Annotated in this window: 16 protein-coding genes and 3 pseudogenes; 5 read left to right on the top strand and 14 right to left on the bottom strand. The window is 43.0% G+C overall.

Features of this window, described 5'->3' with window-relative positions; genetic code table 11:
* Positions 1–79: 79 nt before the first annotated feature.
* The 5 genes from L693_RS0125725 to L693_RS0125695 form a co-directional block, all read right to left on the bottom strand.
* Positions 80–1,366: an MFS transporter gene (locus L693_RS0125725; RefSeq protein ID WP_025721141.1), complete on the bottom strand. Its 1,287-nt coding sequence runs from the start codon at positions 1,364–1,366 to the stop codon at positions 80–82.
* Between the two features lie 84 nt (positions 1,367–1,450).
* Positions 1,451–2,218, bottom strand: a complete 768-nt coding sequence (locus tag L693_RS28555; protein ID WP_081752212.1) for a CPBP family intramembrane glutamic endopeptidase — start codon at positions 2,216–2,218, stop codon at positions 1,451–1,453.
* Positions 2,202–3,335 carry a helix-turn-helix transcriptional regulator gene (locus L693_RS0125710; protein WP_025721139.1) on the bottom strand — a complete coding sequence of 378 codons (1,134 nt, stop codon included), beginning with the start codon at positions 3,333–3,335 and terminating at the stop codon, positions 2,202–2,204. Before L693_RS0125710 ends, L693_RS28555 begins: the two co-directional genes overlap by 17 nt.
* A 301-nt stretch (positions 3,336–3,636) precedes the next feature.
* On the bottom strand, positions 3,637–3,858 hold the full coding sequence (locus L693_RS0125705; RefSeq protein WP_231503764.1) for a hypothetical protein: 222 nt from the start codon (positions 3,856–3,858) through the stop codon (positions 3,637–3,639).
* Between the two features lie 619 nt (positions 3,859–4,477).
* Positions 4,478–5,098: an IS110 family transposase gene (locus L693_RS0125695; RefSeq protein ID WP_231503763.1), complete on the bottom strand. Its 621-nt coding sequence runs from the start codon at positions 5,096–5,098 to the stop codon at positions 4,478–4,480.
* A gap of 315 nt (positions 5,099–5,413) precedes the next feature.
* Between L693_RS0125695 and L693_RS32545 the strand changes: the two genes are divergently transcribed.
* From L693_RS32545 to L693_RS32540, 3 genes are all read left to right on the top strand, one after another.
* On the top strand, positions 5,414–5,833 hold the full coding sequence (locus tag L693_RS32545) for a transposase (RefSeq protein WP_025721132.1): 420 nt from the start codon (positions 5,414–5,416) through the stop codon (positions 5,831–5,833).
* Between the two features lie 207 nt (positions 5,834–6,040).
* On the top strand, positions 6,041–6,208 hold the full coding sequence (locus tag L693_RS30300) for a hypothetical protein (RefSeq protein WP_155983943.1): 168 nt from the start codon (positions 6,041–6,043) through the stop codon (positions 6,206–6,208).
* A 40-nt stretch (positions 6,209–6,248) separates the two neighbouring features.
* Positions 6,249–6,536, top strand: coding sequence for a helix-turn-helix domain-containing protein (locus L693_RS32540; protein WP_081752210.1), 288 nt, complete (start codon positions 6,249–6,251; stop codon positions 6,534–6,536).
* Between the two features lie 317 nt (positions 6,537–6,853).
* Here L693_RS32540 and L693_RS0125675 read toward each other — a convergent pair whose 3' ends face one another.
* The 9 genes and pseudogenes from L693_RS0125675 to L693_RS0125640 all read right to left on the bottom strand — a co-directional run.
* Positions 6,854–8,236, bottom strand: coding sequence for a lanthionine synthetase C family protein (locus L693_RS0125675; RefSeq protein ID WP_025721130.1), 1,383 nt, complete (start codon positions 8,234–8,236; stop codon positions 6,854–6,856).
* A gap of 16 nt (positions 8,237–8,252) precedes the next feature.
* The gene (locus tag L693_RS0125670; RefSeq protein ID WP_025721128.1) at positions 8,253–10,118 is read right to left on the bottom strand and encodes an ABC transporter ATP-binding protein; all 1,866 of its coding nucleotides are present in this window, start codon (positions 10,116–10,118) and stop codon (positions 8,253–8,255) included.
* A complete protein-coding gene (locus tag L693_RS0125665; protein ID WP_025721126.1) occupies positions 10,118–13,303 on the bottom strand; it encodes a lantibiotic dehydratase in 3,186 nt (1,061 codons plus the stop codon). The genes L693_RS0125670 and L693_RS0125665 overlap by 1 nt, the downstream gene beginning before the upstream one ends.
* A 593-nt stretch (positions 13,304–13,896) precedes the next feature.
* A complete protein-coding gene (locus L693_RS0125660) occupies positions 13,897–14,664 on the bottom strand; it encodes a hypothetical protein (protein WP_025721124.1) in 768 nt (255 codons plus the stop codon).
* 12 nt (positions 14,665–14,676) lie between these two features.
* The gene (locus L693_RS0125655) at positions 14,677–15,510 is read right to left on the bottom strand and encodes an ABC transporter permease (RefSeq protein WP_025721122.1); all 834 of its coding nucleotides are present in this window, start codon (positions 15,508–15,510) and stop codon (positions 14,677–14,679) included.
* On the bottom strand, positions 15,507–16,235 hold the full coding sequence (locus L693_RS0125650) for an ABC transporter ATP-binding protein (RefSeq protein ID WP_025721120.1): 729 nt from the start codon (positions 16,233–16,235) through the stop codon (positions 15,507–15,509). Before L693_RS0125650 ends, L693_RS0125655 begins: the two co-directional genes overlap by 4 nt.
* A gap of 156 nt (positions 16,236–16,391) precedes the next feature.
* Complete coding sequence (locus L693_RS29665; RefSeq protein ID WP_081752209.1) at positions 16,392–16,565, bottom strand: gallidermin/nisin family lantibiotic; 174 nt, start codon at positions 16,563–16,565, stop codon at positions 16,392–16,394.
* A 166-nt stretch (positions 16,566–16,731) separates the two neighbouring features.
* Entirely contained in the window at positions 16,732–17,391 is a 660-nt protein-coding gene (locus tag L693_RS0125645; RefSeq protein ID WP_197030066.1) for a response regulator transcription factor, read from the bottom strand.
* 247 nt (positions 17,392–17,638) lie between these two features.
* Positions 17,639–18,626: pseudogene (locus L693_RS0125640) on the bottom strand (helix-turn-helix domain-containing protein); the annotation flags it as partial.
* A 313-nt stretch (positions 18,627–18,939) separates the two neighbouring features.
* Here L693_RS0125640 and L693_RS0125635 point away from each other — a divergent pair.
* Together L693_RS0125635 and L693_RS31780 are read left to right on the top strand one after the other, a co-directional pair.
* Positions 18,940–19,535, top strand: a pseudogene (locus L693_RS0125635) (Tn3 family transposase); the annotation flags it as partial.
* Positions 19,522–19,789, top strand: a pseudogene (locus L693_RS31780) (hypothetical protein); the annotation flags it as partial. The pseudogenes L693_RS0125635 and L693_RS31780, both read left to right, overlap by 14 nt.

The raw sequence follows: 19,789 nt of genomic DNA, 5'->3' as shown, positions 1-19,789 counted from the left end.
TAAACAAAATCAACATAAAATAGGCTGTCGAGACTTCCTCGACAGCCTGAAAATCCGGCTGGGTGTAAAGCTGATTTTACTACTTGATCTTCTGCGGGCGTATCCAAAACATAATTGGAATCAAAAGAAGAGAAAGGAAACTGCCTGCATAGGCTAGCGTAGCATAACTGGAATTTGCAACTACCATGCCAGATAACGCTCCTCCAGATGCGCCTGTTAATGCAATCAATACATCCACAACTCCTTGCACTTTGGCCTGATTAGATGTTTTGGTTGAATCTACAATCAGAGCAGTTCCACTAATTAGTCCAAAATTCCAGCCCAGTCCCAAGAGAGAAAGAGCAACAATTAGCATAACCATCGATTCAGAAGGCGCAAGAGCAGCTATAACTCCTGCAGCTAACAAAGTTAAGCCAGAAGCCGCCGCCATTACAGTCCGCCCTACTTTATCTACCAGAATACCTGTAATTAGAGATGGCAGATACATAAAACCAATATGAAAACCGATAACCACTCCAACTTCACTCAATCCATGTCCATGATGTGCCATATGTATGGGAGTCATCGTCATAATCGCTACCATGACAATTTGAGTCAATATCATAACTAAAGCACCGAGAGTAATTCCTCCACGTCCATCATAAGTTGCTGTATTGGCTAAAGAAGATTTTGCTTCTGTATCTACCTTATGCGCAATAGCATATGCAACCAGCAGAGGATCAGGACGAAGAAACAACAATAGAACAATTCCTGCAAAAAGATAAGCAACTGCTGATAAAAGAAAGGGTCCTGCTAAACTGGGAACTCCGATCGAAAGGGCGAGTCTGCCAGTTGCCTCTACTAAATTCGGCCCCGCTTCTGCTCCAATTGTGGTAAAAACCATAGCCAGACTTGCAGCAGTGGCCCTCTGTTTAAAGTTCGCTAGGTCTGTACCTGCGTAACGAGCCTGTAGATTGGTAGCCGCTCCCGCTCCGTAGATAAGAAGTGAAATTAAAAGTAAGATAATGCTATTGGCAAGAACTGCCCCAACAACGCCGATCGCTCCTATTCCTCCTGCAATAAAGCCCAGTCCTAACCCCATTCTTCTACCCAATCTTTGGGAGAATCGACCAACAAGTAAAGCGGCTACTGCTGATCCTAGTGTAAATAAAGCTGTAGGAACGCCACTGAACTTATCGGTACCCAGCATATCCCGTGCTAATAATGCCCCGACTGTTACTCCAGCCGCAAGACCGGCACCACCAAAAATTTGCGAAATAATTACCGTAATGATTGTACGGTGATATAACTTTCTTTGCTTTTCAGGAGAATCCACGTATGTTTGTATAAGATCCTGCTGCTTTCTTGAAATATTAGTTATAGTCATAAAATGAATATCCTTTCAAGGTCCTCGGCCGGATGGTTTATAAGGCTCAATTGATGTGATGGCTTGTATAAACCTTTATTGCTACTAAAGTAGGAGGTATAACAAAATAACATGATGAATAACATGCGCCAAAGCGTGTGCCATCATCGCATATTGCAATCCCAGCTTCCGATACAGCCAACCAAAAACCATACCAAAAATGCCGTTGAGTAAGAAGCAGCGGATTAGAATTAAGGTGTTCAGACCACCAAACGCCGCAATCGTTGCCGGAATATGTCCTGCTGCAAACAAAAGTGCTGATACAATGTTGGCAACTACAAATACCCATACTGGGATATTCTCTTTTTCTTTGCTGCGGGCAAACAGCTTCCAAAAGATAAAAGCAGCCAATGACATGAAAAATAATCTCATCATAATTTCTTCTATTACTCCACCGTAAATAACCGAGACGGCCAGATAGATTAGCGAATAGCTATCCTTCGTATAACTTGCCGCAACTTCGGGAATCATTTTGGCGAAAAAGAAATAATCCGATAATAAAAGCAGACCAGCTATAATGCTAATAAATAAAGTAATCAGCGTACTTTTTTTTGTAAAAGTCAGCTTTTTCAGCAGGTTTACCTTATCAGCTAAAATATACCCCAAAAATCCCATAATACCAGTATATAAAATGCCCGTTTGAATACCTGAGACTATAATGTATACTTCTTTGGACATCTGAGATAGGATCTGGTTAATCATTTCTTCATTCAGCGTAGCGATGTTATGCATTCCTATCAGTACTCCACCAATAATACCGATTGGTAACATACAAAGTGAAAATTTCAATGCACGCTTATAAATGTTTCCCATTTTCGTTCATCTCCAATTTGAATTTTAAGGTTCCAACAATACTCTTATATCTCGGCAGTTCTGCCAAGACAGCAAATGCGGGATTTTCTACAATACCTTGTATCATGCTTGCTTTGACAGTCTCTTCATTTCGAACGGTCTTTGATCCTAGCTTGAATTCCTTGAGCCAGTCGTCAATGACATCAAAATAAGAATCACCATGCAAGTCATATAGAGAAAAATTTAAAGTACAAATAGACAAATACTTTTGCAACATATCCAAGGCGGTTTCGTGATTACCCTGCATGCAATACACCTGTGCAGCCGTATAGTATACCCTTACCATCGTATTGGGATGTAGCTCCTCTAGGTCATAAGCATCTGCAAGAGCAAAAGCGCGTTGCAAGATTTCCTCTGTTTTTTCTACCTTTGACGCATTTAGGAGTAGATAAGACGGTACTCCTGAAGCCAGTAATAACAAGTGCTGATACATACTAATCTGCATGACTTCATTGGCCTTTTTCACGTTTCCCATCATTAGATACGCCTGTGCTACCATTTCATCAACCGGAGAATGTGGACGGATGGTTTCACCAAGTAAATCCAAGACCTCCTGCGGTTTTTGTAACATAAGATAACAGGTAGCTTCCAATGATACTGCATCTTTGGTAAGCGAAACATCCTCACTTTCTGTTTTCACCCGAATACATAGGCTGACAGATTCTTCAAGCATTTTTGTCCGTTTTTCCGGCTCTGCCGCCAGCATATGATGATTGGTAAGCAATAACGCCATCTGAAGCAGCAGAGGAAAACAGGAATAATATTTTTTTATGATCCTACTGCACTCTGTAATCACTTCATCAAAGGGCTTTTCAGTAAAATCAGAGGCAAGTCTGTGATACAACTTTTTAATATCTTCCTCTGTCATTTGAGGCGCATATCCTATTAATTCATCGATGCTGATATTAAAATATGCCGCCAATTGAGGAAGAAAGGTAATATCGGGATAGCTCTGCCCTGTTTCCCATTTTGAAACAGACGCTTTTGTAACACCGATATATGCTGCCAGCTCATCCTGCGTAATCCCTTTTTCTCTGCGCTTTACAATAAGTGTTTTAGCAATATTGATTTCTTTCATTTCATCACCTCCGTTATAATTATACGGATTATGGCCACACAAACTATGGATTTAAAGTTTATTTCTGTTGATGAAATCAACCACAGAGAAACTCAAAATCATTATCTTAATTACAATCATATCGTAATGGGTGACAATTCAGCGTATTACTAACTACGATAAGAAGAAGTATCTTGTTACCAAAAAAAATGACATAAGATAAGCCCTCAAACAAGGCCCTCCAATGTCATTGATCCAGAATCTTTTACTAAGCATGATCTGATACTTTTTGAATGAAACAAAATATACTTAAATGAATTTGCTACTTTTCGGCAGCATGAGCAATTCCTTGATAGCGATGAGCAAGGGCTTTGTGATAATACTCTTGTTCGGCAAACTGAAAAAACAGCACTGGATTGTTCGCATTAGCCATTTTCATCCGTTCGAAATGCTCCGCCTTTACAAAGTTTTCACCGGCGAGTTGATTAGGATCGTTAGATGTATTCATATCGCGATAAAAAGTTGTATTGTACAAAATAAGCACTCCCTGTCTGGTTTTGATGTGTAGTTATAATACTATATGGCAAACGCCCTGTTATGGTCACATGGCAAGAGCCCAAAGTCAGGGAGGGCTTATATAGGAGTCATTCGGATTTTAAAGCCGGATTCTCAAGCTTGGCCTGATAAAGCCATCGGACCTCAGGTGGTTGCTCGCTCCACTAGGGGGAGTCCAGCGAAGCTGACACCACCCGCAAAGTAGATGTTATTAAATGGGAAATCAATTGATAACCTCGTTATATTCCTCCTGTGCATCAGTGATGGCAAGCTTGGAATAGACTTCTAATGACTTACGGCTTTCATGACCCGAATACGGTTGTATGAACGCATTATCAATGCCTTACTTTATATAGCCAGGTTAAGAGAAAATGTCGCAGCTTGTGTGGAGACAAATTTCGAGTCATGCCAGCAGCTTCCGAAGATTTGGCCAGAATTTGCGGATTCCCCGATCGGTGTATTTCTTCTTTATGGAATCAGCATGCATGGCCAACATTTCCTTGAACGAATGAGGGAATGGTACAATACGGTCCTTCTTCCCCTTGCCACTATGAATAAGAATGTGGCAGTAACGAAAATCAACATCGACCAACTTGATATTAATCAGTTCACTCCTGAACCCAGCGTTTCGAGCGTGACTTCCCGACGCCTCCGTCCTGAATGACCTGTCCAAGATCATTGTGTTTACCCTCCAGACAACGCGCCAGCACCTTCAAAGACGTCGCCGAAAATAGATCCCGAAAAGCCTTCTCGTAGATCGGAAAAACCTGATCTAATAAGGCTCTGGCGTTTAACTTCGCTTGCACAAACAGCCCCGTTACAAACTCATGCTGTCTGGTCACATGCTGCAACTCTGTAAATGCTTCGTCCCATACACGATGTGGCGTGACGTCTCCACGGTAATACATATCCGCTAAATGCCACGCATCCGCCACATCTGTTTTGACCTTACGCAGCTGCGTTCCTTTAGCTCGTTTGGACTGTAACGGATTCACGATAAAGTACGTCCAGTCCCTATGTTCCAAATAGGCTGCCAAGGCCCGGTGGTAGTGTCCTGTCGCTTCCAGAACCACGATTGGAGTACAGCCTGTACTCTCTTGCAACTCTGTAAGGAGCTCTTCCAGCCGCTCAAAACCGGCCTCCCCGTGCGAGATGGTTTCCATCTTTCCATAAGGTTCGTTTCGTCTCGTAAAGGCCTGAACCACACTAGACCCTTTTGACACATCCATCCTAATGCTGGCTCCAAAACAACCTCCAACTTGAAGATTTACCGGCACTTCCACGATGGTTCCAAACCCATAGCTTCGCTTGTGATACGGGGTCCTTCGCCCCTACCAGCTCAAACATGGTCATTGGAGGTAGTGGAAGAACAGTTTTATTTGCGGGGTTAATTGCCCCTAATAAAAAGACCACGTTCTCCCGGCTACCGCCATCTTAAAGCACCTACAAAAAAAGGCCAATCAGAAGTTTCTGGCTGACCTAATAATACGAAAAAAGAGCAGAGGCGGTAGACGCCGGCCGTTCTGCTCTTTTTACTCTTCTTCTTGTTAGGCATTCTATTTAAGATACCAAAAGCCCATTACGCAGATTACCTCGCGGTATTTACGGCCGTTGATTTCTTGGCTTATCAGACTAGGGTTTGTCTTCAAGCTATAAAACAAGCAAAGAGTCTCAAGGACGAAGATCTGAAAACGGCAAAAGCGTATCACTTGAAGCTCACATTTTCGAAGTTGTGGAAGCAGGAAACGCCTGAGAAAGCGAAACTGTTCTTGGATAGCTGGTATTTTTGGGCGACACATAATCAAATCCCTGATATGGTGAAATCCGCGAAAACGATTCGTCAGCATGAAACAGGGATCTTAAGATGGTTTACATCGAAAATAACAAACGGTATTATGGAGGCCATTAACGGTCTTATTCAATGTGCCAAACGACGGGCACCGCTAGGTCGCTCAAAAACCTGAAGACGACGATTTATTTGATCGCTGGCAGACTGAAGCTGAAGACAGTCGAGATTTAAAACAAAAGAGAACCGCGATCAGTTTGGAGCCACAACCCGCTCATCTCACCGAACACGATTCCCTTGTCCGATTTTTATAGATTTATGTGACCCACGCTAAACTACGAATAGCCCGAAATAACTATAAAGTCATAAAAGCGACGGTGAAAATATGGAACAGACACAAGGATTTATTGAAATTGAAGCTTTGATGAAAAAGGAGAAAGATCGGCGTATGTTCGAGCATTATCAAGACATTTATCTGCATTTGAAAGAAAAAAATGCGCAAGAGATCTCAGAAGTCATCGGCAGAACGGAACGAACGTCTACAAATAAGTAGTCGAACTACAAGTGACTACTAAACTGGAGGCCCTAAGCGACTGACGAAACAACAGCAAGAACAACTTAAGCAAAGCATCGTATCTTCGGTTCCACACGAAGTCGGATTTCTGAACAAATACAGTTGGGCTCTATCTCTTATTGGCGAATACATCAAGCGGGAGTTTGGTCATCCCTATTCTCTGCGTGGTATTTCTAAAATGGTGCACCGACTTGGACTCAATTACACCAAACCCACGTATAACTTGGCTGCGGCGGATGAAGCTAAGCAGAAGATATTTACCGAAGTGACTTTCCCCGGTTTGAAAAACGACGGGTGGACGAGCTGATTGCTCATTTACTCTTAGAAGATGAATCCATGATCCGCGATTATCAGGCGCTTCAGCATACGTGGTTCCTCAAAAGTAAGCAACTCATCATCCAAACAACGGGTAAACATCGTGGCGTTAAATTACTGGCTGTGCTAAATTATACTAGCCTTTTTGGAGAAACATCAGGAACGCCTTGAGTTGGTCTTCTTGCCACCCTTCAGTCCAAGGTTAAACATGGAGGAACTTTGAAAATGGTTGAAGTCTGATGTTATCGGAAGGTATCCGCCATAAAACAAAAATTTGTCCCCGGCGTTGTCCGGTGGTGTGGTGTTAACCTATCGTATCAACAAAGCCATATCCCAATCCGGGCTTTCCTCGTAAAGCAAAGAAGCTAGCACAAGTGCCACGCCCGCGGCACCCGTCAAAAAGCCCGCTTCATCCACTTGCTGATACTTGCCATTCACAAAATATTCATCATAATAACCAAACTTCGACTCTGCCGCATACTTATCCAGCACAGCCACAACTAGTTCATCACGCATCCCACCAAGCGTCACATGACCCGTATCCGAATACATACGTTGAACCATATGAAGCAGCCCCCCTACACCGTGACACAAGGTTGAGGCGGTGAGTCCTCCCATGGTCTGGATGCGATTCTCTATGTCTACATACGCCTGCAATCCAATTGCGCTCCATTCCTGATTATGCATCGCTTGCCCAGCTAGCCAGATGGATCGTGCAATCCCAGGCACCCCATAGCACCAGGAGTCCCACGGGTCTCGGGTACTGCTCGGATGCAATTCACCCTGAAGTACCTCTTCAACAGCGACTCGCCCCGGCCAGAACGTTCCTGCTTCACCGCTCACTCGCCATCGACATATCCACTCGGTGAGCCGCCGCAGATCTGCACGCATCGCTTCTGTTGTCATGCCCTGCAATTGCGATAGACTCAGAAAAGCCAGCGGTCCTGAGATACCATGGGATAGGCCTAGGTTAAAATTCCCATTTGGATACTGCACCTTTTCATGTTCGAGGAACTGATTCGCAGACGGAATATGCCAAGCAGGGATCCGATGTCCTTGATAATCTTTTTCCCCACAGAAGACATGGAATACTTCAACAATCCGTTGCCAGATGATCTTCATCTGCGGTCGATCTGAGAAAGCCAACACAACTCGTGCAATTCCTGTCAGACCTTCGATTGTATCGTACTGACTAATACGCAATTGCCCTTCTTCCCACTGGTTTTTGCATATCTCTACATAATTTAACACGGCTTCCTCGAACCAACTAGCCAGTGTATCTAGCATGCCTTGGTAGCGCGTATTCTTTCGTGACAGAGCACGGACGCCTATCAAAATACCCGCTAACCCACTGTATAGAGATAGAGTATGAATACCTTGCTGTTCGATTACCTGTTGAATCTTTTGCAGGTAACTATGCCCTACCATATCCCAACCTTTATCAGGATATAACTGATCCAGTTGTCCCATTAATACACAAATACCTGTAAATCCACCCGAGAAGCTTGTGTCTGACCATCGTGCTACCTGTTTCCCTTCAATCACTTGCCCAGGAACCTGCTTCATCTGGGCACGTACCTGATCAGGATCCTTATAACGCTGCACAATCGCCTGCAACACTTGTTCTACTTGCTTTCTAACTTCCCCGTTTAAGGGGATCCATTGTGTCGATACCGCACTTGCCGCTTTCATCCTCAATCATCTCCTTCTAATTCACCGCAACTTCTTCTGTAAATGAACTTGCTTGCACTTGATACATCTGCGCATATACCCCACCTAAACGTATCAATTCAGCATGCGATCCCTGCTCAATGATCCGACCGTCCTCCATGACTAAAATCTGATCCGCTAGACGCGCTGACGAGATACGATGTGTAATGAAAATCCCTATCGTGTCTCTCATTAAATGCATGAACAATTGCAGTAAGTCTCGTTCAGCTAATGGATCCAAGAACGAGCTCGGCTCGTCTAGAATATATACATCCGCACTTCGCAGAATGGCTCTTGCAATTGCAATACGTTGCCACTGTCCCCCCGAAAGTTGATGTCCTTCATCGAACCATTTGCCAAGTTGTGTATCGAGACCGTTTGGCAAATTCGCAATCACTTGGTCAATTGCTGCAACTTTGGCTGCATCCATCAATCGCTCATCTTGTTCGAGTTCAGCCAATGAGCCGAAGCCAATATTATGGCGAGCCGACATTTCATAGTGAACAAAATCTTGAAACACAACCCCCATACGTTCTTGGACTTGTTGCAGATCGTAGTCGAGAACATTACGGCCATTGACTTGGATGGTACCACGATAATCCGTGTACAATTGCATTAACAGCTTCATGAGTGTGGACTTACCCGAACCATTCTTCCCTACAATAGCCACAGTCTGCCCCTTCTTGAATGTCACATCCACTTCTCGAATCGTATCCGAATCTTGTCCTGGATAAGCGAAAGATACCTGATCGAACGAAATCTGTGTAATCTGGACACTTGCATTTGCGTGACACGATAGCTCTGTTGCATTGGGAAACTGTTTCTGTCGATTAACAGGATCCGACGTGGGCAATTGCAAGAACAAGAGCAACTGCTCCATGTAAAGATTGTTCTGTGAGAACTGGACAAGCCCCTGAATAACCCCATTCATCTGGTTCTGCGTGAGCATAATCGCCTGGATATACCCATACAAACTCCCGATCATCATCGCTCCTATAAATGTCTCGTGAATTGCAAGCCCAATTACCCAGAACAAAGCTACCATTTCTAGCATATCGTACAGAAAAGTAACTCGAATTCGCTTCAACAATATGCGACGATCCACAAGGAAGAAGCCGTGCAACAAATCGCGGTATCGGTTTAACAAGTAAGAACCCAATTGGAATAGTTTCACTTCCTTAAATGTGCTATCGTTTGTTAATAGATACGTCATGTACCACGATTCTCGATTCTGCGGAGTACGATCCAAGTAGATTTGGAACTGTTCTCGATTGATTTTGAAAATCGAATAGATAGAAACCGTTGATACCATGAAAATCACGAGCACCACCCACCATTTCCACAGAACAAGTAAGATAGCAGATGAAATAAGTGTAATGATTCCAGAAGTTATGCTAGCCATCTGACTATACAATTGATAGGGGCGATAAGTGGCTTCTTGTGAAACCCTTTTTAATTGGTCATTAATCGAAGCATTCTCAAAATCGGCCAATCCCAACGTGGTTGATTTCTCGCAGATCATGACATTCATCGAATTGGAAATGAACGCCTGAAGATTACCCTCCACATAACTTTGAGCGACGTCGATGAAATTCTTCAAAACATAGATGGCAATGAACCAAACAAAGTGAGAAAGTACCCGATATTCCCCTTCTTTCCATCCCACGGAAACACTATTCAACAAATTCTGTGTAACCATTAATGTCATCACAGGCACAGCGCCTTGAATGATGTGTAGTATCATACTTGGAATCATATACTTCTTATTCATGTGGAAAATCAATCGGAAGAGTTGCAGCCCGTGTCGAACCGTCTTCCAGAGTGAAGCTAATTCATGCTGACATTCCTTCCAAATAAAGTTCATTAGCTCTTCCTCCAATATTGCAACAAGCTATTAAGGGCATGACGAGCCATAATCATTACCTTACGTTCTTTATCTCGATCAATCCCAATCAAGCGGTTTAAGTACATATGAATCACACTGAACAGGATATCGTCTTTGTTGTTCATAAGAGTGCCCTGCCGCTCATGCTCAAGAAGTGCTTGCTGATACCGCTTGACAGCCTCTGCCCTGTGCTGACCAATCTGATGAATCAGCTTACCTTCTTGATGCAATGGTACTAATTCGGATGAATCCCTCCCTAACAGCTGCAGGAATAAACGCCGTTCATTACGGAAGTCATCCAGATATTCTTTTACATCGAAGCGCTCATTGAGGAGCTCGTAAACCTTCTGCTCGTTGTAACCAAACTGAGTCATGTATTGTATCACACTACACACCGCCACGACCTCCTGACTTAGCTGGATCTGCTTAAATCGAAGCAACCGAACCAAATTCGCTGTGACATCGCTGTCACAAGCAAACATACGTTCCGCTAATCGCATAAGCTCAGGTCCACCATATCGTTCGATCTCTGGTTCATACGTATCTATAACAACCTTATTTATCATTCCATCTTGAAGTAACATAGTCGTCCATTCATGGAAGATTGGGATGAACGAAGATATGTCATTACCGCTTGGCATGTTGAACCGTACCCGAATATGACGAGTTGGATCGGAGTAACGAATGAAATACGCTTGTTCAATTACACCTGCCTCACGGCATTTCTGAACAAAATCTCCCCACTGACGACCAATGAACTCATCTTGGCGACTATCTATCCCATAGAACTTGGCATAGAACCACGATCCACCCGGCAACTGCACACGCTGCGATGCATCAACAACAGTCAGGCGAGAGATTTCTGTCTCCTTACTTACCGCCACTTCCGCTTGGGTCAGATCCATCTCTTCCGTGCGTCTAACGAGCGGGAAGACAAATTCCGCCGTCAGGTGCCCATCGCTCCGCTGGATTGGCATATCCTCGAATCCCCCTATATGCTCGATCAGCGTCACTTGACCATTTGATTTCAAGTCTTTGCAGATCTCCTCCACATGCAGAGGATGCTCCATATCGAACAAGATACGATTATCGAATTGGGTCATATACACATACCGAGGTACTTTCCACTGCATACTGAATTCCCTAACCAGAAGTGCCAATTGCTCCTCGCTCTCGCGCTCAGATGTCTTGCCACTCAATTGTATACGCCATGTCGCTGGACTTAGCACGATGTTCCCATATCTTAAACGCGGAGTAAAGGGGGATTGATCCATTACTCCCCATTCTAATGTCGACCATTGTCGATACCCTTCCTGACTAACTTCCACCAGAAATCGGTACACATTCGGTGCACCCTGGTAGTTCAACATATGCCCAGCTGTCGGGATCACTTCGCAATTGTGCTTGCGTGACTTCAAATAAAATTTATTGTCTCGCACCCCAACCATCAGATCGGACACATGAATCTGTTGATCCTCTGGTACAGTGTGATTCGTGCCAATTCCGATTTCATACGTGCGAAAATTTTCCGTGAGAACGACATTCGTTGATCTGGCTGCACTGGGTAAGTACGAAATCTCTGCAAGTAGTTTACCTGGTGATAGGCGTTGCTCTTCCTCATGAATCTCATTGAACATGTTTTTAAACGAGACACCCATTAAATCAATAAATCGTCCGAACGTTTTCCCCGCGCCACTCGATCCAGGATTCGGTCCAAGTACTAACGTGTACTCTCCGCGATTGAGTGCTTCCCGATCCTGCACAACCATTAAAAAGTAGAGTTCCATTGACGGAGTAGGAATTAACTCACTGGTGGTTTTATCAGATTCATCCTCCAAGATCTGTTGAATCCTTTCGTTCGTGAGAACGATCTCTTGTTCACCCTGATGCATACACGAGACGAACCATTTGAAGAGTAATTGTTCACACTTCGTACTGAATGGCACACTCGGATTCTTTAACTGCCTATGAGCGCTACTCGGATTTTGATAGGTGGCCGGTGCCCCTAGCCCAATCTCCTCATCCAGCAACTCCAAAATTGGTATCTCTCGATACGGGCCGTATTTCTCCATGAATTCATTGCAGTATTCCTCCAGGTGTCGGTACTTACGCGTAGAAATTCGACTAAACAATTGTGCAACTTTCTCAACATCCTCACGAACCTGATAGGGCAAAGTCACGGATCGATCTTCCAAGGACAAGTCAACCTGTACCGCCGTCTTCACCTCCGCCAAAGCATTCATCATCTGTCGCAACTGAAGTAATTGCTCCTCGCCCTGCCCAATTGATCGGTTATTATACGAGCGAATATTCCGACGGATTTCATTGAGAGCAACCTTCCATTCATCTATACCCTCTACCCCATCCAACACAGACAGGATATGATCGAAGGGCTCTATACTCGTCGTCGGAGGTCGCAATTCCGAAATTAAGAATTCTTGTTCAAAAAGCTGCCAAATGTAATGATGAATCGTATCTAATTCTGCCTCCATGAAAGCACTCTTAATCCGGGATACGAGTTCTAGGTACGGAATTGGATTCATACTAGCTTCCATCACCAGATCGAATACTGCAGAGGCTCGTACGGATACGCTATCACTTTCTCCGACGCCGAGATCGCCATATCTCGCTACGTAAGGAATTTTTGCTCGTTCGCCTTGACGGTAGATAAGAGAGTTGCGCTGAATACGAAACTGAAACACAACTTCACGCTGCTTCTCGATTTTATCAACAATCTTTAACAACCATTCCATATCTGGTCGCACGCGTTTGCGATACGTAGCGATGCCTTCTATGTTCATCTGCGACTGTTCGGCGAATTGCCCGTAAGTCACACCGGAAAACAGGCCAAATGGTGTGGGACGCGTCATCATGCGGAGCAGATAGCGCATGAAACCTTTGATAACCTGCGCTTTCTTTCGTGCATTCTGGTCATTACCAAGATGAGAAAGTGACTCAAGCAAGCTCGGGCTCGATACCGCAATCGCTTCGCGAATGATCGAGTCATTGGATAATTCGACAAGTTTATTTAGTGAAAAACACTTAAGCTCTTCTTGGTCTTTCCAATCGGAAGGAAAACACTGCATAAACAAATTGAATGGCAAAACAGGCGTACGAATCATAAAGAAATCCAGTGCACGATAAATATTGGGTTCTTTCGTCATTTTTCCTCCTAGTTATAGTGGACTGAAAATAAGAGATTTAGGGAGTAGTTATAGAGTCTAAATACTTTCAGACCTCTTTACATTCGACACATACCCGAAATCTTTTATAATCCTAAATTTTGAAAGCACGTAACAGCGGTGAATCAAATAGAAGGATGATCAATGTTACCTATAATAAAATGGGTAAATACCCAAAAATGTCTATTCCTAAAAATAGGTAATACTCCCTCTTCCCCACGAACAGGGCAAAGTGATCTCCATGTTAAATTATGAGTATTATTATTCTAAATCGGCTATGCTGAATTGATGAGCAAGTCGATTTCATTAGCGGTAAAGTCACTAGTCGTACCGCTCACCACACCGCTCACATCCAAACTACGGTGATTGGTTAAATCACCAACATTCTCGTATCGAAACTTCTAAATCAGTCAAGGTGGAATTTCATTCACCTTTACTACACCCTAAAACAAGCTGCGGATTAACTTTTTTCTGTCTTCCTTTCTTTGGGGCTTCTTCTTTTCATTTGATGGTTTCACGCTCGGGTTGCTACGAAAGACTATGTGGGTTTTTCTGTATCAACAATAATGCGTGCTTTACATTCCTCTCTTACTCCAAATCCAGAAACTGATGATTGGACATATCACAACAATCCCGGTTAAGTACACCCAGAAGATCATACTTCCTTGTCCGCAAAGTTCTCTCAAAATACTGACAAACGGATCATGCAGAAAACGAAGTTCAGAGACGATGAGATAACTGCCAAGCAACCCTAAAATGGTGCATGCATACACAATTGAAACTCGTGTGATAAGGATAGAAAAAACACTGCATATCACAAGCACCGCAATGCTAGTCAGTACAAGAAGGAGATCGTATTGGATCGTTAGCCACAACACATTGCCATATCCAATCGATTCTGGCACTAAGTACACCACTGTCGATTGCGGATGAGAAAAGAACAACCATCCACACGCTAGCGAGACCAGCGTTGTCCCAAAGATAAGCGAGACAATCAAAACGATCTGTGTAAGTAATTTAACTAGCCAGTGCTGATAGCGATCGAACGAACGTAACATATATATGCGATACGCACCCGAATGTATCTCATCAGCAAGCGACTCTACAAATAAGCCCGGCAACACAAACAATTGCAACAAGAACGACATATCCTTCATAATGAATACGGGCAGATTTAGTGCATCAACCGAAAACCACGAGCTTAGGTCAATTTTAATACCGCCTGTTAGACGTAAGAATCCAATATCGATCAATAGAGCGAGTAGATAAACACATCCAAACGTTCGAATCCTCTTCCCCTTCCATATCCGTTCCAGTTCACTGATCCACAAGCCAGTGTTCACACGCCAACACTCCTAATTTAAATAATCTGCTCTCGTAAATTTTCTACGAGCAGCTACAATACATACGAAAAAGTAAATAACTAAACCCACTGCTATTGAAATTTGTGCATATTCATCGCCCGACAATGCCTTCTCGACACCAACAACCTGCATACCTGGAATCAACCCCGCATAAATCAAGGCAAGCAAGAATGCATTTTCCGTTATTAAAGGACTTCCCGGATCGAAAATACTTGTAGCAAATATTGATATAATGATATAGATCATCGCAATACCAATTGTACGGGCCGCAGTCCTACAGTACATGGCAATCCAAATAAACAAACCGCCCCCCCCGATCAATGTAGCGAAATCAAGTGCATATTGTTTCAAAGTATAGAATAGTATTGCAGCATTTGTAGAAGAAATCCTATTCCCTGATATCATTACCTCTGGGGGAGATGGAAGTTTCATTACGCCAAAAATCGTAAACGATACGCCTAAAATAACCATCATCAACAGGATGAATAAATTCATTATCATCCATTTGCTAACAAAGATTTGACCCCGAGAATAGCTTCTTAAAAAAAACATTCGCAATTTACCACCCTGAAATTCTTCTGTGTATAAGAGACCGGCCAACAGCGCGACCATTAAATTCCCAAATAAATATATACTTTCTTTCATCCCTCTCGATGCCGACATGCTCGCAGCTACATAGAATGGGCTATCAGGTAAATGTCGCTGATCAACCCACACAAAATATGTTATCAGTGCATAAGCAAACGGAATGCAAGAAACTAATATGAACCATGCCCATTTCTGATGGATCAACTTCTCGAATTCAATCCTGATTAACACTTTCATGACAACATCAACTCCAAGAATGCGTCTTCTAGCCTCTGACCATCCACAATCAAATCATTCACATTCCCCGTCCATATGACCACTCCTGCTCGAATAACAATGAGATGGTCACACATGAGTTGCAGCTCATCTAGAAGGTGGCTGGATATGAAGAATGATAAACCTCGTGATTCCCTCAGCCGGAGGATCAGATTACGAAGTTCCCGCATACCTAGCGGATCAAGTCCATTGGATGGCTCATCCAAAAGCAGCAGGTCGGGGGACCCTAACATAGCTTGCGCAATACCTAATCGTTGCTTCATCCCTAACGAATAAGTCTTCACTTTATCATCTGCTCGGGACTGCAATTCCACACTCTGGAGCAACTGATCGATGTGCTTTTCTCGATCTGCTGAGCGAATTTCAGAGTGCAATCGAGATAAATTTCGAAGCACCTGCCTTCCGGTCATATACTCAAAAAAGATGGGGGATTCTATAATCGCCCCTACATTAGCTAGTGCCTGTTTTCTCTGCTTTTGCACATCATATGTCCCAATGCGAATCGCTCCGCTTGTTGGCTGGATAAGCCCTGTCATTAATCGCATTAATGTTGTTTTTCCTGCTCCATTAGGGCCTATAAATCCGTAGATCATACCTTTTTCCAATTTAAAGGACGTCTCTTGAATAAGAGTCTTATTACCTATTCGCTTCGTCACACGATCCACTTCCAGAATCAGTTCGGTCATCAGCCACACCTCTGTATGCTATATTGGTTCCTCTCTTCATTTCACTACAAAAAAGTGCAGACCTCTGTCTTGCATTAGCCCACACGACTAACAACTAGACAGAAGCCTGCAGAACGTTAATATTACTGACTACATATGATCATACTTGGTTTTTTATTAACAATATATCGATGTTGTTTTACCGCAAGGTACAGTTCCGCATTCACTAGATCCACAATTAGGCCCAGTAATACATCCTGTAGTGCAAGCAATTACACTGGTCATTTGAGGCTCGATTTTACCAACATTTTTGCTTACTTGTACATCAAGATCAAATTGATTATTAGACATAATAACTACCTCCTAAGATTTTCATTGTCTCTCGGTATTTCACCAAACTAGACAATTTCCTAATTAGAGAAGCAGTGATAGCAATCTATACCGGCGCCAATACAGATAGCGCGATCCAACTCCTCTATTACAAATTATATTATAGATTCCGTTTTTTTTACTAGGGTTACATTTTTATCCCCCTTTCTCGCATAACGTAATTGTTGTCAAACAATCCTCGCCGTCTTGCTACTTTGACTGCGTCTTTGCAACTATTCACATTTAGCTTTCTGAGTATATGTTTCACATGTGTTTTTATTGTTTCCAGTTCGACATACAGAACTTCGCTTATTTTTGGTTTAGAGTATCCTTCGTGCAGATACGCGATTACTTGTCGCTCGGTCTGCGTAAGGGAGCGTTTAAGCTCTTCCAATCTTAGTTTACGGAACTCATCACACAGCACCCTAGCAGCGTCAGGATGAATTGCTACGCGATTATGATACGCATCACGAATAGCTGCAGCAATATCCGTGTAGTTCTTCTTCTTAATATAGTTGACGACTCCAACACTAAAGGAGTCTGCAATCACTTCCGAATTATCTACTGAAGATAAGATAATAATGCTAACATGTTTTCTCATCAAAATCTCTCTCACTGCATCCAACCCATCATACTGCGAAGAGGTTAGTGTTACATCCATCACGATAACATCGACTTTATACTGTTCTGCAAAATGAATGGCTTCCTTCTCCGTTGCTATACCTGCGACATATTTCATATCTGGCTGCTGCTTCACATATTCGCAGATTAAATCACGCCATACCGAATCAGTCTCCACATGTAACACACGGATGTCACCCATATTTTCCAATAGCCGCGCAATATTTCCAACCCCCATACCTAAAGGTATACTTTTTAGCGCAGCAAGTACCTCCTTTTCATTTTGTAATTCTTGGTACTAGACAACGTTTTCTTAAACGTATGGGCCTCCTTGAATTACGACGATCAACAGCACCAGAGATGTTACCCATAAAAATACGTTTTTTCACATTTCATCTACTAGGGGTGGTATCAGCTACACTGGGACTACCCCATGTTGCAGCGATAAATTCAACATAATCATGTAGTACATTTATATCTCCCGATAAAAGCTTATATACGTAAGTATTGCCTTCCGCCCATTGTTGAAACAAACCAACCCAGTGTCGGGTATCCTCATCAGTCTCTATGACCCAATCTAAATCAGCGTAGTCATATGTATATTGTAGAGCTTGTTGATAATCGCCTTGGGCTTCACAGACACTAGCATACAGTAGATCAACATAGGTGATGTACACAAACATGGGACGACTTAGCTTCTTGGCGGAATCATCACGCTCTCGACTTTCTTGTTGATGTTTCATCGAATATTGGATTTCCGCTTTAGCCCTCATTTTCCTCGCCATTTCGTCAACCTTGTCCCATTTACGCAAAGACCTATATACATTAGCCAAATCCTTCAATGCGTTAAGCTGCTCTATTTCATCCAGTCGTTCGACAAAAGCTCCAAAAACAGCTGCTGCCTTGACATTTCGGCTTTGATCGTCTCCAACCTGAATTGTGAATATACGATACTGACAAATCGCCAAGCGCTCGGAGTGCTGGTATTTTTCCACTTCTACCACATTCTCATAGAGCAACAGTGCAGCAGCATGTTGTCGCTGTGAAAATAATGTTTCTGCAATTTGATATAGTCTGGGAGAGTACATAAGCTTGTCCATAATATGTCCAACCATTCGACGGATCGCTTCCAGCTTGTCCAGCTCCGCACAACGATATAACAATGGTTCAATTCGTCTCATGTTTGGGGGGAGGTCAATGATGTAATTTTCTATGTATAGATCGTAAAAGTGACCTTCCGGTAAACCCATAGCCACAGTGATTCGATCAAGCTGCTGAACGGAAACAGGACGATGCTGAATAATCCAATTACTAAGTGTTCCTTTGATGGACACCTGAATATTCCGCAAATTGAGCCAGTGCCATATCGTTTTGTTTTAGATAATCTTCAAACTTCACCGAAACTGTAGGTGTATTGTACAAAAATAACCACCCCTTATCAGGAACATATAGAAAATCAACTCATGAAACGAGGACTACTGCAATCAGATGAATCACATAGGCCTTTCCGTAATTCATTATACCATTTTTTAGAAAAAAAATCATATACATATCCAAAATTTACTTACGATACCTATTTAGATACTTTGCAATGATTTCATAATTAAAGGTATCGCCATTTTTCTTATTTCAGCATTTTGCATAATTCGATTTTCAACGCTCGTAGTTACAATATATAGACGAACTAAAACGTTTCGATCTATATATTGCTGATTGAAAACGCCCCTGGGCTATAAGACCGGAACCAGGCATGACCGATGCTTATCCGAATTTGCAACCGGTACTGACTCGCCCGATCAATTGGGAACTGATAGGCAGCAGTACAACCAAATGATGAAGTATGCTACTGCTTTACGCCTGGGTACCGCTGAAACGGAAGCCATCTTGAAGCGTTTTACACGCAATAATTTAAAACATCCAACCTATCAAGCTTTAGGCGAACTTGGTAAAGCAGTCAAGACGATATTCCTATGCGATTATCTTCATTCAGAGGAGCTGCGCAGGGAGATCAATTCAGGCTTGAATGTTGTGGAGAACTGGAACTCGGTAAACAGTTTCATTTTTTGCGGAAAAGGCGGAGAAATAGCTACCAACCGGTTAGAGGACCAGGAGATGGCCGTACTGTCGCTTCACCTCCTGCAGAACTGTATGGTCTACATCAATACCATCATGTTACACAACATCTTATCTGACCGAAGATGGTACGATATGATGACTCCGGAAGACTTACGGGCACTTACTCCACTGGTTTATACGCATGTGAACTCATACGGAACGTTCAAGCTGAATATGAGTGAACGTCTTCCCCTGGAAGGGAGTGTGCTTACGTGAGCGAAAGGAATACATCTCCAAAACGCAAAGCGAAAGAGCTAGCCAAGTATATCCGTGGGGAACGACCAGACTATGCTTATCTCAAAAGTCTTTTCCAGCACCTTCGAGCGGAGTTGGAAGTCGAGATGCTAAAGCAGCAAAGAAGCTCCCCTATGTACCGACAGAAGAGGAGCTAAAGCGATATTATGATGTTGTCTGGCAGGCGAAGAATTTTCAAAACATGATGATCGTTAAGACACTTCTGTATACGGCGG

Source organism: Paenibacillus sp. 1-18, from assembly GCF_000520755.1.
Taxonomy (GTDB): Bacteria; Bacillota; Bacilli; order Paenibacillales; family Paenibacillaceae; genus Paenibacillus; species Paenibacillus brasilensis.
Note: the sequence above shows the minus strand (reverse complement) of the source record. Positions and strands in the feature narration are given on the sequence as shown.